Genomic DNA, 20,311 nt, shown 5'->3' on the forward strand with positions numbered 1-20,311 from the left:
CAAAGCCAGCGCTGCCGCCATTTCTTACAGAAGCTGCTTTCAAAGTTTTACGCCTGCAGAACGGAGCTGATGAGGGTTGGCGCGGGCTCTGACCTACCGGGTCGAACCTGCGCCAACACCGTTCTGAAGGAACGACTGTGCTCGTGACGCTTTGAAAACAGCTTCCAGCGGATTATTGGCGCCTTACAAGGCCGGGTGATTCTACGGCAAAAAAAATCTAAAGGTAAGTTGCCTACTCAAGTTTGCTGGGTGATCAACCTTAGACAAAGGGCTAACATGGCGCACTGTTTCGCTGATTTGCGTGTTGCTGCCCATGCCCAACCAAACCATCAAGACCCCCTGCGTCGGCCTGTGCTCTACGGTCTACGGCGATCTCGTGTGCCGTGGATGCAAGCGCTTTCACCATGAAGTGATCCAGTGGAACGGCTATAACGAAGAAGAAAAGCGTGCGGTCTGGCTCAGGCTTGAGCAGCTGTTGGTGCAGGTCATGGCCGGCAAAGTGGAGGTTTTCGACCCCAAGACACTGCGCGGGCAGTTGGAGCAACGCAAGATTCGCTTTGTGCCACACCAGTCCGAGTATTGTTGGGCCTACCAGTTGATCGCCCGTGGGGCCCGGGTGATCAATAACCTGGAGGCGTACGGCATGGTGCTGTTGCCGGAGTTTCGCGACTGGGCGCTGCCTGAACTGCGCGATGCCATTGATCGCGAGTTCTTTATCTTGTCCGAGGCGCATTACCAGCGCTATATCGCGCCTGGGTTCTTGAAAGATGCGCTGGGTTAATTGACTGGCGAGGTCAATGTGGGAGCTGGCTTGCCTGCGATAGCGGTGTATCAGGAGCAAATGCGCCAGCTGACCCACCGCAATCGCAGGCAAGCCAGCTCCCACATTTGATCCACATTGCCTGAAGGTCGGTGTCAGGGCTTGGTCGCCAGCTCTTGCAGATGGTCCATGAGCGTCTGCGGTTTAAGCACCAGCACATCGCTTTGCACCGCATCCAGCACCACCTCCGCCGTATTGCCGATCAACGCGCCGGAAATCCCCGTGCGTGCCACCGTGCCGATAATGGTCACCGCCGCCTGCAAGCGATGGGCAATATGGGGGATCAGCACATCGGCCGGGCCTTCCTCGATATGCAGGTGCCTGTCGTCCACGTCGAACTCGGCCTGGAAGGCCTTGCATTGCTCGCGATAGCGCGCCTCGATGGTTTCCTTGAGCTGAAAGGTCGGGTCTGCCGCCGACAGCATGGGCGAGGGGTGAGCACTGATCACATGCAACTGCGCTTTGGCGAGGCTGGCGATATCAAAGCCATGGTCGATGATCGAATTATGCAGCGAGCGGTGTTCGCCGTCGGCGTTGCCCACATCGATGGCCGCCAGGATCACGCCGCCTGCCCAGGGGGTGGCGGTCTTGACCAGCAACACCGGCGTCGGGCAATAGCGCAGCAACTTCCAGTCCGCCGGGGTCAGCAGGGCTTTTTTCAGAGGGTTGTCGGGGAAGTGCTGTTTGATCACCAGGCCACAGCCTTCGGCTTGCTGCACATCGATGATGGTTTCATGCAGGCTGTCGTTCAAGGCCTGCTCGGTGGTGACGCTGTAGCCGTCTTCTTTCAAGCCTTCCTTGAGCAGGCTCAGCAGCGCCGAATGCTCGTGCTTCTTGTCACAGACCAGCAAGTGCAGGTGCGCGTCGGTCACTTTGGCAATCAGCTTGGCACGCTTGAGGGCCAGGCTTTCCGAATGCTCGGGTTCGATGACCACCAGGATGCTGCGGATGGCTTGCATGGTCGGGATCTCCAAAAGGGCGGGCGTTGGATAACTATAGTTGCTGGCCGGCAGCCGTCATGTTGATACACATCAAGGCCGGTGGCTGGTGGTCTGCGACGGGGTCGGTATAATCGGCGCCCTTTTGTGATCCTTTGCCCGTGAGCCCGATGAACCTGCCCGAAATCCATGAATTCCTCGGCTGCCGCACCCCCGATGCCTGGGTCCAGGCCGCGTTGGCCGATCAGGAAACCCTGCTGATCGACCACAAGAACTGCGAATTCAAAGCCGCCAGCACCGCCTTGAGCCTGATGGCCAAGTACTACGGCCACGTTGACCTGATCAACATGATGTCGCGCCTGGCCCGCGAAGAGTTGGTGCACCACGAGCAGGTCATGCGCCTGATGAAAAAGCGCAAGGTCGAACTGCGTCAACTGCACGCCGGCCGTTATGCCTCGGGTTTGCGCAAGGTGGTGCGCAGCCATGAGCCGGTCAAGCTGGTAGACACCCTGGTGGTGGGCGCCTTTATCGAAGCGCGCAGTTGCGAGCGTTTCGAAGCGCTGGTGCCGCATTTGGACGAAGAACTCGGCAAGTTCTACTTCGGCTTGCTCAAAAGCGAGGCGCGGCACTTCCAGGGTTACTTGAAGCTGGCTTACCAGTACGGCGACGCCAAGGACATCGCCCAGGTGATCGACCGGGTGCGAGCCACCGAGCAGGACCTGATCGAATCACCCGACGTCGAGTTCCGCTTTCACAGTGGCGTGCCAGCCTGAGGCCACGGCCACACCGATCAAGGCGGTGATCCCCGCCAGCAGCAGGATCACCGTTGGCGTGCCAAAGGGTGCTGCCAGCACGGCAATCATCAAGCCCGCCAAGGGCTGGGCCAGGTTGTTGAGCAAGGTCATCACACCGACTGTCTTGCCGAAGTCCTGCACCGGAATCACCCGTTGTCGGGTGCTGCGCAGGTACACGTTGAACATCTTGTCAAAGCCGGTCAGCAGCAGGAACCCCACCGCGTAGGCCCACACGCCGGGGCTGAGCGCGGTGATCAGCGCGCCGACGGTGATCATCGAGTACGACAACCCGCCCAGTACCTTCAGCTTCAGTGATGAATGCGCCAGGTAGAACAGAATCGCGATGGTCACCAGCGCCCCGGCGGCTTGCAGCAGGGCATAGGTGTCTTTGCCCGCTGCGTAGTGGCCGGTGACCATGGCAGCCGAGGTGGCCAGCGTCACGCCGACCATCAGGTTCACACCGACCGCCAGGACGATGATGCGTTTCAACTCCACCCGGTTGAGGATGTGGCCAAAAGCGGTGCGCAGGGGTTGCAGCCAGTTACCCGGCTGTTGTTCATGGATGTGCAGGTCCACCGTGGTGTGGCGCTGCCAGATCAGCATCGCCAGGTCCGCCAGCACAAACAGCACGGCGACCCCCAGCACCACCCAAGGCCACGCCCAGACTTCCAGCATCAGCGCCGCCACCAATGGCCCGAGCACCAGCCCGCTCTGGTCGGCGATCTGTGAATAGGACAAGGTCTTGGCGTAGGTGTAATGCTCGAAGATATGCGGCATCACCACTTCCCGCGCCATGATGCCCTGGGTGGTCAATACGCCGCACAACGCGGACAGCATGACCAGCCACTCAATACCGTCGAACAGCGCATACAGCGCCATCGCCACCACGCAGGCCACGGCCCGATACACTTGGCTGATATGCAGGATACGCACCGGTGAAAACCTGTCGCACAATGCCCCGCACACCGGAAAAGCCAGGTAGCGCGGCAGTGATTCGACAAAAAACGCCAGCCCCGCCCACGACACGCTTTGAGTGGTCTGGAATACGATCAGGGGCACGATAAACAGCAAAACCTGGTCGGCCAGCCGTGAAAGGAACAGCGAAATGAAGAACGCCAGGTAATCCTTGCGCATAGAACTCCCTGTCAATGGCGTTAAAAAGTGCAGGCTATTTGTTAAAAACTCTTAAAAGCATGAAGCTTCTTCGCTGTGGGCTGGTCAGCCACATCTGTCGGCCAGCTTGCCACCTATAATGGCCCCATTTCAATCCGCGCATCCACACTGAGAACTTATGGAAAACCTGGGTCTGGGCAAGGTCTTGCTCGTTGAGGACGATGAAAAGCTGGCAGGGCTGGTCTCGCATTTTCTGTCGCAGCATGGTTTCGAGGTACGGGTGGTGTACCGGGGTGATGAAGCCTTGGCGGCGTTCCTGGATTTCAAGCCGAAGATCGTCGTGCTCGATCTGATGCTGCCGGGTCAGAGCGGGCTGCATGTCTGCCGCGAGATTCGCAACGTGTCGGACACGCCCATCGTGATCCTCACCGCCAAGGAAGATGACCTGGACCATATCCTTGGCCTTGAATCCGGTGCTGACGACTACGTGATCAAGCCGATCAAACCGCCGGTGTTGTTGGCGCGCCTGCGTGCGCTGCAGCGCCGTCAAGTGCCCGAGCCCACCGTGCGCGGTGCCCTGGAATTTGGCCGCTTGTCGATTGATCGCAGTTGCCGGGTGGTCCGCCTGGGCGGCGAGACCATTGACCTCACCACCATGGAATTCGAGTTGCTGTGGTTGCTGGCCAGCAGCGCGGGCAAGATTCTCTCTCGCGACGACATCCTCAACCGCATGCGCGGCATCGCTTTTGACGGCCTGAACCGCAGCGTAGACGTGTACATCAGCAAACTGCGCGGCAAGCTCAATGACAACCCCCGCGAGCCGGTGTGCATCAAGACCATCTGGGGCAAGGGCTACCTGTTCAATCCGTTCGCGTGGGAGGTGTAGATGCTGCGCTTGTATCTGCGCCTCTATCTGATTCTCGCGCTCGGTCTGGCCGGGTCGATCTGGTTGGTCAACTACGGCCTGGACGCCTACATGCCCGAGTCCAACGAAACCTATAACCGTGAAGCCCTGCGTGGCCCGGCCTGGGCCCTGGTGGAGCAACTGCGTCCCGTGCAGGCAGAGGCACGCCAGGCACGCCTGGACGAGCTGCAACCGCATTACGGCTTGCGGCTCGAATTGGTGCAGCGCGACACCCAGGATTTGAGCGAACGGGAACAGAAACTCCTGGCGGCTGACCAGGTGGTGGTGCGCGAAGACTTCATGAAATTTCTCGCGCCTATCGACGACGGCCCGCAACTGCTCGAAATCAGATTGCCGGAAGAACCCAAGTGGTTATACCTGTGGGCCTATGGCTTCCTGGGCGTGAGCCTGGCCATCGTCCTGTATTTCTGGGTGCGTCCACACTGGCGCGACCTGGAGCACATCCGCCTGGCAGCGCAACGTTTCGGTGACAATGACCTGGGCTCGCGCATCTTGCTGCCGAGTCGCTCCACCGTGCGTTCACTGGCCGGGCACTTCAACCAGATGGCCGAGCGCATCGAAGGTTTGATCGCCAACCAGCGCGAACTCACCAACGCGGTCTCCCACGAATTGCGCACGCCGATTGCGCGGCTGTCATTCGAGCTGGACCAGCTCAGGCAGCAGAGTGACCCACGGCAAAGCCGAGCGTTGATCAACGACATGTACGCCGACCTCGGTGAACTGGAAGAAATGGTCTCCGAGCTGTTGACCTATGCCAGCCTTGAGCCAGGCGCTACCCAGGTCACCCGCGAGCAAATCGAGGCCCACAGTTGGCTCGACAGTGTGATCGGCAGCGTGGCCCTGGAGGCCGAAGCAGAAGGGGTGCAGTTGTCGTTGCGCACCTGCGAGGTGGACGTTATCCAGATCGAGCCACGCTTTATGGCGCGGGCCGTGATCAACCTGCTGCGCAACGCGATTCGTTATGCCGATCGTCGCGTGGAAGTGTCGCTGGTCAAGTTTGGCAGCGGTTACGAAGTGCGGGTCAACGACGATGGGCCGGGGGTACCGCTGGAGGGTCGCACCAAGATATTCGAACCCTTCCTGCGCCTTGACGCCAGCCGCGACCGCCGCACAGGCGGATTTGGCCTGGGCCTGGCGCTGGTCAAGCGTGTCAGCCAGTGGCATGGCGGGCAGGTGGAAGTGCAGGATTCGGAGTGGGGCGGGGCGTCGTTTCGAATGACGTGGGCCTATGCAGAGTAAGAGGGCTTGCCCCCATGCCATCCTGTAGGAGCGAGCTTGCTCGCGAAGAACCTCAACGATAACGCGTGTTTTCTGGATAAACGCGGCGCCTGCGAGTTTTTCGCGAGCAAGCTCGCTCCTACAGAGGGCAAGTCAGATCAGAAGGTGTACTGCAGCTCCCCCAACACCGACGCCTGCAGCCGCTGCTCCACAATCGGGCTCTTGCCTGCTTCATTCGCCAGGTATTGCACATCGAGCAAGGTCGAGAACTGCGTGTGTTCGTTGATCGGCACGCTCCATGAGAGGTTCATGCCATTGCTGATATTGCCGGCACTTGCCTTGTATTCCTTGAAGCGGCTGCGGGTGGCCTGGTCGGCAGTCACGCCGTACCAGGTTTGCAGGTAGTTGCGGTCACCGAAGTGGCTGTTGATGGCGGCATCGACGGAGCCGTAGCGGCCTTCATAGAGATGGGTGCCCAGGCTCAACTCCAGGTGGGTAAAAGCCTTGCCGGTTTCCTTGTGTTTATCTTCTTCAAGCGCATGTTCCAGGGTGGCGCCGATGATCACACCGCCGAGGTTGTAGGCGGTACTTACCCCCAATTGCGGACGTGACTTGATCTCGCCCATGCCTTTGAGGCGTTTGGAGCCGGCATGCATGCTTTCATTTTTATCCTTGCGCGAATCGCTTGCGCCAACGTATGCGCTGAAGCTCAGGGCATCACCTTCGTAACCCCAGCCCAAGCCCGTATCAGTGTCGAGAAAGACGCCCCAGGGGCTGATGATTTTGCCGCCGAGCACAGGCGCCGTCATACGTTCGTCGCTGCCACTGTAGCGGGGTGCGTTGGCCATGCCGGCCTTGAGGCTGTATTGCCAGTCTTCGGCAAGCGCCGTATCGGCGGCGGCGAGCAGGCACAGTGAGGTCAATGACAGGCACAGGTTTTTTGAGTGCATCAGGGTGTTTTCCTGGTTAGAGGTTCAAGGGTGTGTGGGGTGAATGGGTGCGTTTGAACGAGTAGCCCGAAGCACTCAGGCCGTTGACCTGGCGGCTGACGGTATCGCCCAGGCCGTAGCCGTTGCCGGCCAGCACCGCATGGGCGTTGTCGATGGGCAGCAGGATGTAGTCGGTCAGCGGCTCGCCGTTTAATTGGCCGCGAATCACCAGGAAACCGTCCTCCTGGCGCACGCTGATGCCACTCAATGGCGCGTCGGGTTCATGGCTGCTGAGCACCTGGTAGGTGCCGACCGTGTTGGCCCACGCGGCGGACAAGGGCGGCGGCTCGATGCGCTCGCCGATGGCAATGCGTTGGCCGTGGCTGCGGGCGGTGAGCATTTGGCGGCCTTGTACCGTGAGGACATCCAGCTGCACGCGGCCCAAATCGCCGAGGTCCTTGCGCCAGAACCCCAGTATCTTTTTCTGCGCCCGCAGCCAGCCTTGCTCATCACGCAATAGCTGGAAATCGTAGCCGGCCAGTTCACCGCTCAAACGGGCATGCTCATCCCTGATGCGGAACACGCCCCAGGCGGTCGCGTAGAAGCCGGCCAGGCGCTTGCGATCCACCGCCGCCGGTACATGGCGCAGCTTGAGGCCGTGGCTGGGGGCCTGGCAGTCGTCGGCGCATACGGGCTTGCCGGTCTGAGCCTGGAGCATCAGGCGCAGGCTGTCGGTGGTCAGCGACACCACCATGTCTTCGGCGTTGCTGTCGTTGGCCATGATGACCACGGCCAGTTGCTGATCCGGCAGCAGGGTCAACTGGGCCACGAAGTCGTCGCCGCCACCGCTGTGCTGGTAGGTGCGCACACCGGGGCCGATGGGCTCGTCACCACAGGGCGCCAAGAACCAGCCCAAGCCCATCTGGCAGTCGAAATCCAAGGCGTTGCCGGTGTTTTGCTGGGTAAACATGGCATCGATAGAAGCGCTGCCGAGGATCTGACTGCCCTTGTAGGTGCCCTTGGCAAACAGCATGCGCACGTAGCGGCCGAGGTCTTTGGGGCTGGTCCACAGGCCACCGGCGGCGAGGTCACGCACCTGGGGGTCGGTGCTGGCCTTGCCATCCTCGTAGCCGTGGGCGCGATAGCTCATTTGCGCACCGGTACCCAGGAAACTGGACTGGTTCATTCGCAAGGGTGTGAGCAGGCTGCTTTGTAACTGGGCTTCGAAGCTTTTGCCGCTGCTACGCTCAATGGCGGCGCCCACCAAGGCATAGCCAAGGTTGGAATACGCCACCTGGGAGCCCGGTAGGCTGCTCAGCCACACACCCGACACACGCATCGGCATTTGCCCCATGGCATAGGTGCTGCGCAGGTCGCGCAGGTGCTCGCTGGGCAAACCGGATTGATGGCTGAGCAAGCGCCGCAAGGTGATCGCTCGATCCGCCTCGGCCTGGTCGCTGTGAAAGCGGGAGCGTACGTAGAACTCACGCAGGGTCTGCTGGATCGGCGCATCCAGCGCCAGGTGTTGCTGCTCCACCAGTTGCAGCGCCGCCGTGGCGGTCAGCAGCTTGGAGATGCCACCGGCGCGAAACGCGGTATTGGGCGTGACCGGCACCCCCAGGTCTTTGTCAGCCAGGCCAAAGCCGCGGGCCCAGATCAGCTCCTGGCCATTGACCAGGGCAATCGACAATCCCGCCACATTGTCCCGCGCCATCTCCTGGGGAATGCGGGTTTGCAGGTAGCGGATGATTGCGCCGTAATCACCTTTTTGAATCGGCGGCGGGGCAGGCGGTTGCGAGTGGCAACCGATACTGCCCAACAGGCAACCCAATAGCGGAATACCGCGCAGTCTGCGAAACATCAAGAGCACCCGAATGATGATTTGGATGCTGGAATGCTAGGGCGGCGGGTGCTGAGAATCTTTGAGTGCTTTGTCGGGAAACTGTCAAAGACTGTTAACGGCCGCTTATAAAAACATCAGGATTTGCCCAGGGGGGCAGGCATCAACGTGGCGATCAGGGCGCGTATGGTCCCCGGCAGCGCTTCCAGCTCGCGTACCAGGATGCTGCGCTCGCGAATCGCCCAGGGCTCGTCCAGTTTCACCGTCACCAGCTGCATGGTGCGGCTGTGACGCAGGGCGGCGGACTCTGGAATGATGCCAATGCCCACGCCGGCCTCGACCATCCGGCAGATCGCCTCGAAGCTCGAGACCTGGATACGCAGCGACAATTGCTTGCCCAGACGCTCGACGTGTTCACGCAGGAAACTCAACAGCGTGCTGCCTTCATGCAGGCCGATATGCTGATACGCCAGGGTCTGCTCGAGGGTGACCGAAGGCAGTTCGGCCAAGGCATGCCCGACGGGCACCATCAGCACCAGTTCATCGGTGCTGAAATGCAACACTTGCAGGCCGGAGGCTTCCACGGGGCCGGCGATGATACCCATGTCACTGGTGCCATCGAGCACCCCGCGCACGATGTCTCGTGACAGGCGTTCCTGCAGGTCGACGGTGACGCCCGGGCGCTGTGACAGAAAGCCTGCCAGGACTTCCGGCAAAAACTCGGTGACCGCCGTGGTGTTGGCGAAGATACGAATATGCCCGGCCGAATCCACGCCGTATTGGGTGAACTCGCTTTTGAGGTAATCCACCTGGCGCATGATCAACCGCGCATGGTGTAACAGGCGCTCGCCTGCCGGAGTGATTTCCACGCCCCGGCTGTCGCGGTACAACAGGCGCGTGTCGAGCTGTCCTTCCAGGGCCTTGATCCGCGCACTGGCGGCAGCCGGCGACAGGAAGGCGCGCTTGGCACCCTGAGTGAGGCTGGGGGATTCGGCGATATGGATAAACAGGCGCAGGTCGGCGAGATCGAAGTGCATGCAAGGCTCCCGGTATAAACACCAAACCTCATCACAATGAAGACCCAAATGTGGGAGCGGGCTTGCTCGCGAAAGCGGTGTATCAGGCAATGTATTCAGTGACTGACACTGCGCTTTCGCGAGCAAGCCCGCTCCCACAGGGATGTACGGTGTTTTCCAATTAAATTGGCGTTCAGCATAACCGAACGCTGGTTTATTGAAATGCAAATTCTCAGAACGGGCTGGCCCTTGCATGATCCTCGGCAGACACCCACTGCCTGAGGACCTGCACCCGATGAGCGCCACTGATTGGATCGGCCGAAGTGAGACCGCCTACGACCACCTGAGCCATAACCTGCTCAAGCGCATCGCCGCCACATTAGGTGAAGAGGTGCCTGCCGACGGCGACGCTGTGCCTGCGTTGTGGCAATGGTGCTTTTTCCAGGACCCGCTGCCGGAGGTGGCGTTGGGCAGCGACGGCCACCCGGCACGCGGCGGGTTCCTGCCGCCGGCCGATAACCGCAATCGCATGTGGGCTGGTGGGCGTCTTGAATTTCTGCACCCACTGCGGGCTGGCGAGGCGGCTACGCGCGTGTCGACCATCACCCAGGTCGAAGAAAAGACCGGGCGCACCGGCTCACTGCTATTTGTCACCGTGCGTCATGACTACTCCCAGGAAGGGCGCCTGGCCATCCGCGAGGAGCAGGACATCGTCTACCGCGAACCCACGCCACCCAAGCCTGGCAGCGGCGACGCGCTGGCCCGGGGCGAATGGACAGAGGCCGTCGAGCCGACGCCGACCCTGTTGTTCCGCTACAGCGCCGTCACGTTCAACGGCCACCGCATCCACTACGACTACCCCTATGTCACCGGCACCGAAGGCTATGCCGGCCTGGTGGTGCATGGCCCGCTGATCGCCACCTTGAACCTGCGTGCGTTTTGCCGAGCGCACCCTGAGGCGACCTTGCGCCGCTTTGCCTATCGCGGCGTGCGCCCACTGATTGCGCCACAGCCTTTTCAGGTCGGCGGGCGCATCACCGCCACCGGCGTCGCAGAACTGTGGGCTGGCAACACTGAAGGCCTGGCACAGACCGCCCAGGTGCATTTCGAATAACCCGATAACAACAGGCGGAGAGCCGTAGATGAATGCCCATGACAACGAAGAACTCAATGCGATCCGCGACGGCGTGCGCGCCTTGTGCGCCGAGTTCGATGCCGCTTACTGGCGCAAGATCGATGAAGAAAAAGGCTTCCCCGAAGCCTTCGTCAAGGCCCTGACCGACGCCGGTTGGCTGTCGGCAATGATCCCCGAGGAATACGGCGGTTCCGGCCTGGGCCTGGCCGAAGCCTCGGTGATCCTTGAGGAAGTCAACCGCTGCGGCGGCAACTCGGGCACCGTGCACGGCCAGATGTACAACATGTTCACCCTGCTGCGTCATGGCAGCGAGGCGCAAAAACGCTACTACCTGCCCAAGCTGGCCAGCGGTGAATTGCGCTTGCAGTCGATGGCCGTCACCGAACCCACTACCGGCACCGACACCACCAAGATCAAGACCACGGCGATCAAGCGCGGCGACAAGTACGTGATCAACGGCCAGAAAGTCTGGATCTCACGGGTACAGCATTCCGACCTGATGATTCTGCTGGCACGCACCACGTCCTTGGCCGACGTAAAGAAAAAATCCGAAGGCATGTCGATCTTCCTAGTGGACCTGCGCCAGGCCATCGGTAACGGCCTGACCGTGCAGCCCATCGCCAATATGGTCAACCATGAGACCAACGAGCTGTTCTTCGACAACCTGGAGCTGCCCCTGGACAGCCTGATTGGCGAGGAGGGCAAGGGTTTCAAATACATCCTTGATGGCCTGAATGCCGAGCGCACGCTGATTGCCGCCGAGTGCATCGGTGACGGCCGCTGGTTCATCGAAAAGGCCAGCGCCTATGCCCGCGACCGTGTGGTGTTTGGCCGGCCCATCGGGCAGAACCAGGGCGTGCAGTTCCCGATTGCCGAGGCGCATATCGAGATCGAAGCGGCCGACCTGATGCGCTGGCGTGCCTGCGAGGAATACGACAGCGGCAAGAACGCCGGGGCCAGTGCCAACATGGCCAAGTACCTGGCGGCCAAGGCGTCCTGGGAAGCGGCCAATGCCTGCCTGCAAACCCACGGCGGCTTCGGCTTTGCCTGCGAGTACGACGTGGAGCGCAAGTTCCGCGAAACCCGCCTGTACCAGGTGGCGCCGATCTCCACCAACCTGATCCTGTCCTACGTGGCCGAGCATTTGCTCGAATTGCCACGTAGCTTCTGAGGGCCTGAGCATGAGCCCTACCCAAGCCCTGTGCCGATTCCTGGCCGAGCTGACGTACTCACAATTGCCCGAGCCCGTGCTGACGCGCACCGAAGAACTGTACCTGGATTGGCTCGCGTGCGCCTTGGCCAGCCAAGGCGCGCACCCGATCCCCTTGTTTGAACGCTACGCGCAGAAGATGGGCCCGAGCAGCGGCCCGGCCCAGGTGATCGTCAACGGCACCGGCACCAGCGCGTATTTTGCCGCACTGGTCAACGCCGCTTCCTCACATCTGGTGGAGCAGGATGACCTGCACAACAGCTCCGTGCTGCACCCGGCCACCGTGGTGTTTCCCGCTGCATTGGCGGCTGCCCAGGACCTCGGCAAGTCTGGCCGTGAGCTGTTGCTGGCTTCTGTAGCCGGCTATGAGGCGGGGATTCGCATCGGTGAGTTCATGGGCCGCTCCCACTACCGCATCTTCCACACCACGGCCACGGTCGGCACCCTGGCGGCGGCGGTCGCGGTGGGCAAGTTGCTCGACTTCAACGAAGAACAATTCATCAACCTGCTCGGCAGCGCCGGCACCCAGGCTGCCGGGCTGTGGGAGTTTCTGCGCGATGCCGCCGACTCCAAGCAACTGCACACGGCCAAGGCGGCGGCGGACGGCTTGCTGGCGGCTTACCTTACGGCCGATGGGCTGACCGGCGCGCGCAATATCCTTGAAGGTGAGCAAGGTTTGGCGGCCGGGATGTCCAGTGATGCCCAACCGGGCAAATTGTCTTCCGAGCTGGGCAGCCGTTGGGCGCTGGTGGAAACCTCGTTCAAATTCCACGCCTCCTGTCGCCACACCCATCCTGCTGCCGATGCGCTGCTGGACGTGATGCAGCGTGAAGGCCTGAGCGCTGCGCAGATCTCCCAGGTGCAAACCCACGTGCACCAAGGCGCCATTGACGTACTCGGCCGAGTGACGGTGCCGACCACCGTGCACCAGGCAAAATTTTCCATGGGCACGGTGCTTGGGCTGATCGCTGTGCATGGCAAAGCCGGTTTGCCTGAATTCCATGAGCTGGCGTTGACCGATCCTGCGGTCGCGGCGTTTCGCGACAAGGTCTGCATGAGCCTGGACCCCGAAGTCGACAACGCCTACCCGCAACGCTGGCTGGGCCGCGTCACCGTCACCACCACCGATGGCCGCACGCTGCACGGTGCCATTGATGAACCCAAGGGCGACCCGGGCAACACCCTGAGCCGTGCCGAGCTGGCGGACAAGTTCCAGCGCCTGGCCGACTTCAGTGGCGCCCGCACCCCGGCCCAGGCCAACCGCCTGATCGAGCAGGTGTGGAACCTGCGAACTACCGCGTCCATGGCCCATTGGCTTTGAGGGATTTGTCATGACTGAACAACGACCGCTGGACGGCATCACCGTCGTCAGCCTGGAACACGCGATTGCCGCGCCGTTCTGTACGCGCCAACTGGCCGACCTCGGTGCCCGGGTCATCAAGGTAGAGCGCCCCGGCACCGGCGATTTCGCCCGTGGCTATGACGAGCGGGTGCGTGGCCTGGCGTCGCATTTCGTCTGGACCAACCGCTCCAAGGAAAGCCTGACCCTGGACCTCAAGCAGGACGAGGCGGGCGCCATTCTGGATGCGCTTTTGGCCGATGCCGATGTGCTGGTGCAGAACCTTGCCCCCGGCGCGGCGGCGCGCATGGGCTTATCGTTCGAGGCGCTGCACGTACGTTTTCCACGCCTGATCGTCTGCGATATTTCCGGCTATGGCGAAGGTGGGCCCTATGAGAAAAAGAAAGCCTACGACCTGCTGATCCAGAGCGAGGGCGGCTTCCTCTCGGTGACCGGAGGCCCAGAAGAAGAACAGATGGCCAAGGCCGGTTGCTCCATCGCGGATATCTCCGCCGGCATGTACGCCTACAGCGGCATTCTGTCGGCGTTGCTGCTGCGCGGCAAAACCGGCCAGGGCAGTCGCATCGATGTAAGCATGCTCGAAAGCCTGGTGGAGTGGATGGGCTACCCGATGTATTACGCCTTCGACGGCGCGGCGCCGCCACCGCGTGCGGGTGCCGCGCATTCGACGATTTACCCCTATGGGCCGTTTCCCACCGGGGGCGGCGGCACCGTGATGCTCGGCTTGCAGAACGAGCGCGAATGGGCGGCGTTCTGCGACAAAGTGCTGCTCACCCCGGCGCTGGCCATGGACGAACGCTTCAGCGCCAATTTCAAGCGCTCGGCCAACCGCGAGGTGCTGCGCCAGATCATCGTGGAGCGCTTTGCCCAACTGGACGTCGAGGCGGTGATCCAGCGCCTGGAAGACGCGCAAATTGCCAGCGCCCGGGTCAACGATATGCAAGGCGTGTGGGACCACCCGCAACTCAAGGCCCGCGACAGCTGGCGCGACGTCGACAGCCCGGCGGGGCCGTTGCCGTCGCTGCTGCCACCGGCCCGTAACGCCGCGTTTACCCCGCGCATGGACGGCGTGCCAGCGCTGGGGCAACACAGCCAAGGCATCCTCGATCAGCTGGGTTACTCCGTTGAGGCCATTAACCACCTGCGCGAGCGCGGCGTTATCTAATCAGGAATCAAGTGATGCCAAAGCCTTTAGTACGTTCTGCGCTGTTTGTGCCGGGCAGCCGCCCGGAGCGGTTTGCCAAGGCCCTGGCCAGCGGCGCCGACGCAGTGATTGTGGATTTTGAAGACGCGGTGGAAGAACCGCTCAAACGTCAGGCCCGGGATAATCTGGGAGCATTCCTGTGCGCCCATCCCGAGGCCCAGGTGTGGGTGCGCATCAACGCGCCGCAACATGCCGAACATTTTGAGGACGTGGCCTTCTGCAAGGCCCATGCAAATGTCGCCGGGGTATTGCTGCCCAAGGTCGAAAGCGCGGCCCAGGTGGCTGTGGTGGCCGCTACCGGCAAGGCTATCTGGCCGATTATCGAAAGCGCACGCGGTTTGCTGGCACTGGCGCAGATTGCCCAGGCGCCCCAGGTAGAGCGCCTGTCGTTCGGTGGCTTGGACCTGGCGCTGGACCTGAACCTGAGCAGTCACTCCCGCGCGGCCGAATTGGCCCTCGACCAGGCGCGCCTGGCGTTGATCGTGCATTCGCGCGCGGCGGGCCTGGCGGCGCCGCTGGACGGCGTGCACCCGGCCATCGACGACCCCGAAGGCCTGCACCGCTCGATCCGGCACGCTTATGAAATGGGCTTTGCCGGGGCATTGTGCATTCACCCCAAGCAAGTCGCGGTGATCCATGCCGCGCTGGCGCCGAGCGCTGAAGAGCTGGCCTGGGCCAGGCGGGTGGTGGAGGCGGGTGCTGATGGGGCAGGGGCTTATCAGATTGATGGGCAGATGGTGGATGCGCCGGTACTGCTGCGCGCGCAACGGCTGCTGGCCGCGCAACTGTAACTGACAAAACCGGGAACGAAGTGTGGGAGCTGGCTTGCCTGCGATAGCGGCAGAACAGTCAATGTCTGTGTTGCCTGACACACCGCTATCGCAGGCAAGCCAGCTCCCACAGTGGGCGCGTTCGGCCAGGCCGAACGCAGGTATCTAAAATTCGAAATTCACGACACGCGTTACATCAGGCACCTTGCCTTAAACACAACAATAAGAAGGTGATTCCCATGCTCAAGCTTTCCCGGGCGCTGCTGTGCGCCGCCACCTTGTTTACCGCTGGCCTGGCCCAGGCGGCAGACCCGATTGTGATCAAGTTCGCCCACGTGGTCGCCGAAAACACCCCCAAAGGCCAGGGCGCGCTGCTGTTCAAAAAACTTGCTGAAGAGCGCCTGCCCGGCAAGGTCAAGGTTGAGGTGTACCCGAACTCGTCGCTGTTTGGCGATGGCAAGGAAATGGAAGCATTGCTGTTGGGTGACGTGCAAATGCTGGCGCCGTCCCTGGCCAAATTCGAGCACTACACCAAGCAAGTGCAGATCTACGACCTGCCGTTCCTGTTCAACGACCTGGCCGCCGTCGACCGTTTCCAGGCCGCTCAGGGCAAGCAACTGCTGACCTCGATGCAGGATAAGAACATCCTCGGCCTGGCCTATTGGCACAACGGCCTCAAGCAACTCTCCGCCAACAAGGCCCTGCATGAACCCAAGGACGCCCGTGGCCTGAAGTTCCGCGTGCAGGCCTCCAGTGTGCTCGAAGAACAGTTCAAGGCGATCCGCGCCAACCCGCGCAAGATGAGCTTTGCCGAGGTTTACCAGGGCCTGCAGACCGGTACCGTGAATGGCACCGAGAACACCTGGTCGAACTATGAAAGCCAGAAGGTCAATGAAGTGCAGAAGTACTTCACCGAGTCCAACCATGGCCTGATCGACTACATGTTGATCACCAACGCGAAGTTCTGGAATGGCCTGGCGCCGGATGTGCGCAGCACCCTGGAGCAGATCATGGCCGAGGTCACCGTGGAGGTGAACAAGCAGGCCGAAGCGCTGAACCAGTCGGCCAAGCAGAAGATCGTCGACGCCAAGACCAGCGAAATCATCGAACTGACCCCCGAGCAACGTGCGCTGTGGCGCGAAGCCATGCGCCCGGTGTGGCAGAAGTTCGAGGGCGAGATTGGGGCTGACCTGATCAAGGCGGCGGACGCTTCCAACCAGTAATCCTCTGTGGGAGCGGGCTTGCCCGCGACTGATCGTTCCCACGCTCCGCGTGGTAATGCATCCCGTGACGCTCCGCGTCGCCTTACGCACGGCGTGATACAGGACGTGGAACGTCCGGGGCGGCATTACCACGCGGAGCGTGGGAACGATCTAGCAGGTTGACCTGGCTTTTTACCTAACTCTGCCTCGCGAGGTTTTGCCATGCAAACGCTAAGGCGCGTCTGGGAGCACCTGGAGGAAGGCTTCATTGCTTTCCTGCTGGCCGCCATGACCCTGGTGACATTCGTCTACGTCATGCTCAACAACGTCTACACCCTGTTTTTTGCCCTGGCCGACAAATGGGCCTGGAGCAGCGCCTTCTTCAATACCCTGGGCGACGGCACCATGGCCTGGGCCCAAGAGATGACCTGGAGTGTGGCGCTGACCAAGGCCATGTTCGGCTGGTTGATTTTCTTCGGCATTTCCTACGGCGTGCGCACCGCTGGCCACCTGGGCGTGGACGCGCTGGTGCGGCTGACCCGGCGCCCGGTGCAACGCCTGCTCGGCATGCTCGCCTGCCTGTGCTGCCTGGCCTATGCCGGGCTGTTCATGGTGGCCAGCTACAAGTGGGTGAGTGCGGTGATGACCGCGCATATCGGCGCCGAAGACCTCGACCAGTTCGGCATCGATGTCGGCGACATCGTGGTGATCGTGCCCATTGGCTTTGCCTTGGTCTTGATCCGCTACCTGGAAATTTTCTACCGCATCTTTACCCACCGCCAGGTCGGGTTGGGCCTGGCCGACGAGGCCGGCGAGGCCAGCAAGTTGGCCGGCAGCCATGAGGAGCGTCACTGATGGCCGTGCTCTGTCTGTTTCTCCTGTTGTTCGTGTTCATGTTTCTGGGCGTGCCAATTGCGATTGCCCTGGGGTTGTCCGGTGCGGTGTCGATCCTGATGTTCAGCCAGGACTCTGTGAGTTCCCTGGCGATCAAACTGTTTGAAACCAGCGACGCCTATACCTTTCTGGCGATTCCGTTTTTCCTGTTATCCGGCGCCTTCATGACCACCGGCGGCGTGGCCCAGCGGCTGATCGACTTTGCCAACGCCTGTGTCGGGCATATCCGCGGTGGCCTGGCGATTGCGGCGGTGCTGGCGTGCATGCTGTTTGCGGCGCTGTCCGGGTCATCACCGGCCACGGTGGCAGCGGTGGGCTCGATTGCCGTGGCGGGCATGGTGCGTTCCGGTTACCCCAAGGAGTTTGGGGCGGGCATCATCTGCAACGCCGGGACCTTGGGCATTCTGATTCCGCCGTCGATCGTGATGGTGGTGTATTCGGCGGCGACCGAAACCTCAGTAGGCAAATTGTTCATGGCCGGGGTGATTCCGGGCTTGCTGCTGGGCCTGATGTTGATGGTCGCGATCTACATCGTCGCCCGCATCAAGAAGCTGCCGGCGCAACCCCGGGCGACATTCCGTGAGTGGCTGAGTTGTGCACGCCGAGCGTTCTGGGGGCTGTTGCTGCTGGTGATTATCCTCGGCGGCATTTACAGCGGCATGTTCACCCCGACCGAAGCGGCGGCAGTGGCAGCCGTGTATTCAGCATTCGTCGCGCTGTTCGTCTACAAGGACATGAAGCTGCGCGACTGCCCCAAGGTGCTGCTGGAGTCGGGGCGCTTGTCGATCATGCTGATGTTCATCATCGCCAACGCCATGCTGTTTGCCCACGTGCTGACCACCGAACAGATCCCCCAGCAAATTACCGCGTGGGTAATCTCGGAAGGGCTGACGCCGATTGGCTTTTTGATCATGGTCAACGTGGTGCTGCTGATTGCCGGCAGCTTTATGGAGCCTTCGGCCATTGTGCTGATCCTGGCGCCGATCTTTTTCCCGATTGCGATGAAGCTCGGGATTGACCCGATTCATCTGGGGATTGTGATGGTGGTGAACATGGAAATCGGCCTGGTGCACCCGCCGGTGGGGCTGAACCTGTTCGTGACCTCGGCGGTGACGGGGCTGACTCTAGGGCAGACCATTCGCGCCGCGATGCCGTGGCTGATGATTCTGTTGGTGTTCCTGATCATGGTCACCTACCTGCCGTTCATTTCCCTCGCGCTGCCGCAGTGGCTGGGGATGTGAGGCCGCTAGACGGTGGGAGAGGGCAGCCCTCCCACCGCTGAGGGATGTCAAACCTTGAACTGACGCAAAAGCCCATCAAGCTGTTCACTCAAACCACGCAACTGTGCACTCGCCACGCTCGATTGCTCCGCTGCCAGCGCGGTGCTGTGGGACAGCCCGGCCGCTTGGGTGACGTTCTGGTTGATGTCTTCCACCACGTGGGCCTGTTGCAGGGTGGCGCTGGCAATCGAGGCGTTCAGGCCGTTGAGGTTGTGCAGCGCCTGGCCGATGGCGGTGAGGCTTGCGCCCGCCTGGCCGGCTTGTTCAATGGTCAGTTGCGAGGCGCTGTGGCTGTCGCTGATGACCTTGACCGCCGCTTCGGAGTGGCCTTGCAGGCGCTCGATCATCACCTGGATCTCGGCGGTGGATTTCTGCGTGCGCTGGGCTAGCAGGCGCACCTCATCGGCGACCACCGCAAACCCGCGGCCTTGCTCGCCCGCACGGGCGGCTTCGATGGCGGCGTTGAGGGCGAGCAGGTTGGTCTGGTCGGCGATGGAGCGGATCACCTCCAGTACCCCGCCGATCTGCGTGCTCTCGCTGGAGAGCGTGCGGATCACCTCCACGGCCTGGCTGATAGTGGTGGAGAGCTGGTCGATCTGCTGCAAGCTGCCGTCGATATTGACCTGGCCCTGCTGTGCCTGGGCCTGTGCATCGCGCATTTCGCTGGCGGCGTGCTCGGCATTCTTGGCCACGTCCTGCACGCCGTAGGTGACTTCGTTGATGGCGGTGGCCACCAGTTCCATCTGCTGCGACTGCTGCTGGCTGCGGTCATGGGCCTGGCTGGCGTTGTGGCCCAGCTCGCTGGACGACTGGCCCAGCGCGTTCGCGCACACCTGCAACTGGCCGACCACCTGGCGCAGCTTGGCGGTGAAGCTATTGAAGTGCTGGGCCAGTTGCGTCAATTCGTCACGGCCGTGGGTATCGAGGCTGTGGGTCAGGTCACTTTCGCCACTGGCAATATTGCCCATGGCATTCACCGCGGCCTGCAACGGCTGCACGATGCTGCGGGCAATCAGCACCACCAGCACGGCCATCATCAGCGCAATGCCCAGGCCAATGGCCGAGGCTTTCCACACCTGGCCCCTGAATTCGGCCTGCACATCGTCCACGTAGACCCCGGAGCCGATAATCCAGCCCCAGGGTTCGAACAGTTGGATGTACGAGGTTTTCTCTACCGGCGCTTCGGCGCCGGGCTTCGGCCAGCGGTAGTTGACGATGCCGGCGCCCTTGGCCTTGGCCAGGCTCACGAATTCGTTGAACACGGCGAAACCGTCCGGGTCGCGGATCGCCGAAAGGTTCTGGCCGTCGAGCTTGGGGTTGGCCGCGTGCATGATCATCACGGGGGTGAGGTCGTTGATCCAGAAGTAGTCATCGTGGTCATAACGCAGCCCGCGCACCGCGCTCAGGGCCTGTTGTTGCGCGGCGTCGCGGGTCAGTACGCCGGTTTTTTCCAGGCTCTGGTAATAGCTGAGTACGCCACTGGCGGTCTGCACCACGTGCTGGGTTTGCTGGCGCTTGGCCTGGTAGAGGTCGCCGTGGATCTGGTTGAGCATTAACAGCCCCAAGGCCAGCAGCATCAACACGGCGACTATCAGGATCAGCCAAAGGCGGCGGCTGATCGACATGCTGCGCAAACTGTTCATCGTCCTGTCACTCCCTGCTC

18 protein-coding genes are annotated in these 20,311 nt (G+C 61.7%); 12 read left to right on the top strand and 6 right to left on the bottom strand.

Features of this window, described 5'->3' with window-relative positions:
- Positions 1-313 precede the first annotated feature (313 nt).
- Positions 314-781 carry a DUF1289 domain-containing protein gene (locus tag BT199_RS11695; protein ID WP_003190830.1) on the top strand — a complete coding sequence of 156 codons (468 nt, stop codon included), beginning with the start codon at positions 314-316 and terminating at the stop codon, positions 779-781.
- Positions 782-915: 134 nt separating this feature from the next.
- Here BT199_RS11695 and BT199_RS11700 read toward each other — a convergent pair whose 3' ends face one another.
- Positions 916-1,779, bottom strand: a complete 864-nt coding sequence (locus BT199_RS11700) for a universal stress protein (protein ID WP_072434523.1) — start codon at positions 1,777-1,779, stop codon at positions 916-918.
- Positions 1,780-1,928: 149 nt separating this feature from the next.
- Between BT199_RS11700 and BT199_RS11705 the strand changes: the two genes are divergently transcribed.
- Positions 1,929-2,531 (top strand): MiaE family protein, encoded by a 603-nt coding sequence (locus tag BT199_RS11705; RefSeq protein ID WP_014718337.1) that lies wholly within the window; start codon positions 1,929-1,931, stop codon positions 2,529-2,531.
- Here BT199_RS11705 and BT199_RS11710 read toward each other — a convergent pair.
- A complete protein-coding gene (locus BT199_RS11710) occupies positions 2,487-3,686 on the bottom strand; it encodes an MFS transporter (RefSeq protein WP_072434524.1) in 1,200 nt (399 codons plus the stop codon). The two genes, BT199_RS11705 and BT199_RS11710, sit on opposite strands and share 45 nt — an antisense overlap.
- 157 nt (positions 3,687-3,843) lie before the next feature.
- On the opposite strand from BT199_RS11710, the gene BT199_RS11715 reads away from it, so the two are divergent.
- Together BT199_RS11715 and BT199_RS11720 are read left to right on the top strand one after the other, a co-directional pair.
- Positions 3,844-4,551 carry a response regulator gene (locus tag BT199_RS11715; protein WP_014718339.1) on the top strand — a complete coding sequence of 236 codons (708 nt, stop codon included), beginning with the start codon at positions 3,844-3,846 and terminating at the stop codon, positions 4,549-4,551.
- The gene (locus tag BT199_RS11720) at positions 4,552-5,829 is read left to right on the top strand and encodes an ATP-binding protein (protein WP_020301507.1); all 1,278 of its coding nucleotides are present in this window, start codon (positions 4,552-4,554) and stop codon (positions 5,827-5,829) included. It abuts the gene before it with no gap.
- Positions 5,830-5,966: 137 nt separating this feature from the next.
- Here the strand turns inward: BT199_RS11720 and BT199_RS11725 are convergent, their stop codons facing one another.
- From BT199_RS11725 to BT199_RS11735, 3 genes are all read right to left on the bottom strand, one after another.
- Entirely contained in the window at positions 5,967-6,758 is a 792-nt protein-coding gene (locus BT199_RS11725; protein ID WP_032902151.1) for a MipA/OmpV family protein, read from the bottom strand.
- Between the two features lie 16 nt (positions 6,759-6,774).
- Positions 6,775-8,598 (bottom strand): serine hydrolase domain-containing protein, encoded by a 1,824-nt coding sequence (locus tag BT199_RS11730; protein ID WP_072434525.1) that lies wholly within the window; start codon positions 8,596-8,598, stop codon positions 6,775-6,777.
- A 116-nt stretch (positions 8,599-8,714) separates the two neighbouring features.
- Positions 8,715-9,614 (bottom strand): LysR family transcriptional regulator, encoded by a 900-nt coding sequence (locus tag BT199_RS11735; protein WP_014718343.1) that lies wholly within the window; start codon positions 9,612-9,614, stop codon positions 8,715-8,717.
- A gap of 274 nt (positions 9,615-9,888) precedes the next feature.
- On the opposite strand from BT199_RS11735, the gene BT199_RS11740 reads away from it, so the two are divergent.
- The 8 genes from BT199_RS11740 (at position 9,889) to dctM (ending at position 18,609) form a co-directional block, all read left to right on the top strand.
- On the top strand, positions 9,889-10,707 hold the full coding sequence (locus BT199_RS11740; protein WP_019820163.1) for an HTD2 family dehydratase: 819 nt from the start codon (positions 9,889-9,891) through the stop codon (positions 10,705-10,707).
- A gap of 28 nt (positions 10,708-10,735) precedes the next feature.
- Positions 10,736-11,899 carry an acyl-CoA dehydrogenase family protein gene (locus BT199_RS11745; protein WP_060767458.1) on the top strand — a complete coding sequence of 388 codons (1,164 nt, stop codon included), beginning with the start codon at positions 10,736-10,738 and terminating at the stop codon, positions 11,897-11,899.
- A 10-nt stretch (positions 11,900-11,909) separates the two neighbouring features.
- A complete protein-coding gene (locus tag BT199_RS11750; protein WP_072434526.1) occupies positions 11,910-13,259 on the top strand; it encodes an MmgE/PrpD family protein in 1,350 nt (449 codons plus the stop codon).
- Between the two features lie 10 nt (positions 13,260-13,269).
- Positions 13,270-14,463 (top strand): CaiB/BaiF CoA transferase family protein, encoded by a 1,194-nt coding sequence (locus BT199_RS11755; RefSeq protein ID WP_072434527.1) that lies wholly within the window; start codon positions 13,270-13,272, stop codon positions 14,461-14,463.
- 14 nt (positions 14,464-14,477) lie between these two features.
- Positions 14,478-15,293 (top strand): HpcH/HpaI aldolase/citrate lyase family protein, encoded by an 816-nt coding sequence (locus BT199_RS11760; RefSeq protein WP_014718348.1) that lies wholly within the window; start codon positions 14,478-14,480, stop codon positions 15,291-15,293.
- Between the two features lie 218 nt (positions 15,294-15,511).
- Positions 15,512-16,495: a TRAP transporter substrate-binding protein gene (locus BT199_RS11765; RefSeq protein ID WP_072434528.1), complete on the top strand. Its 984-nt coding sequence runs from the start codon at positions 15,512-15,514 to the stop codon at positions 16,493-16,495.
- A gap of 201 nt (positions 16,496-16,696) precedes the next feature.
- Positions 16,697-17,329 carry a TRAP transporter small permease gene (locus tag BT199_RS11770; RefSeq protein WP_072434529.1) on the top strand — a complete coding sequence of 211 codons (633 nt, stop codon included), beginning with the start codon at positions 16,697-16,699 and terminating at the stop codon, positions 17,327-17,329.
- Positions 17,329-18,609: a C4-dicarboxylate TRAP transporter large permease protein DctM gene (dctM, locus tag BT199_RS11775; RefSeq protein WP_014718351.1), complete on the top strand. Its 1,281-nt coding sequence runs from the start codon at positions 17,329-17,331 to the stop codon at positions 18,607-18,609. Before BT199_RS11770 ends, dctM begins: the two co-directional genes overlap by 1 nt.
- Positions 18,610-18,656: 47 nt before the next feature.
- Here the strand turns inward: dctM and BT199_RS11780 are convergent, their stop codons facing one another.
- A complete protein-coding gene (locus BT199_RS11780) occupies positions 18,657-20,291 on the bottom strand; it encodes a methyl-accepting chemotaxis protein (RefSeq protein WP_019820153.1) in 1,635 nt (544 codons plus the stop codon).
- Positions 20,292-20,311: the final 20 nt, after the last annotated feature.

The organism is Pseudomonas sp. NFR02 (genome assembly GCF_900119375.1).
In the GTDB taxonomy this organism is placed as follows: domain Bacteria; phylum Pseudomonadota; class Gammaproteobacteria; order Pseudomonadales; family Pseudomonadaceae; genus Aquipseudomonas; species Aquipseudomonas paracarnis.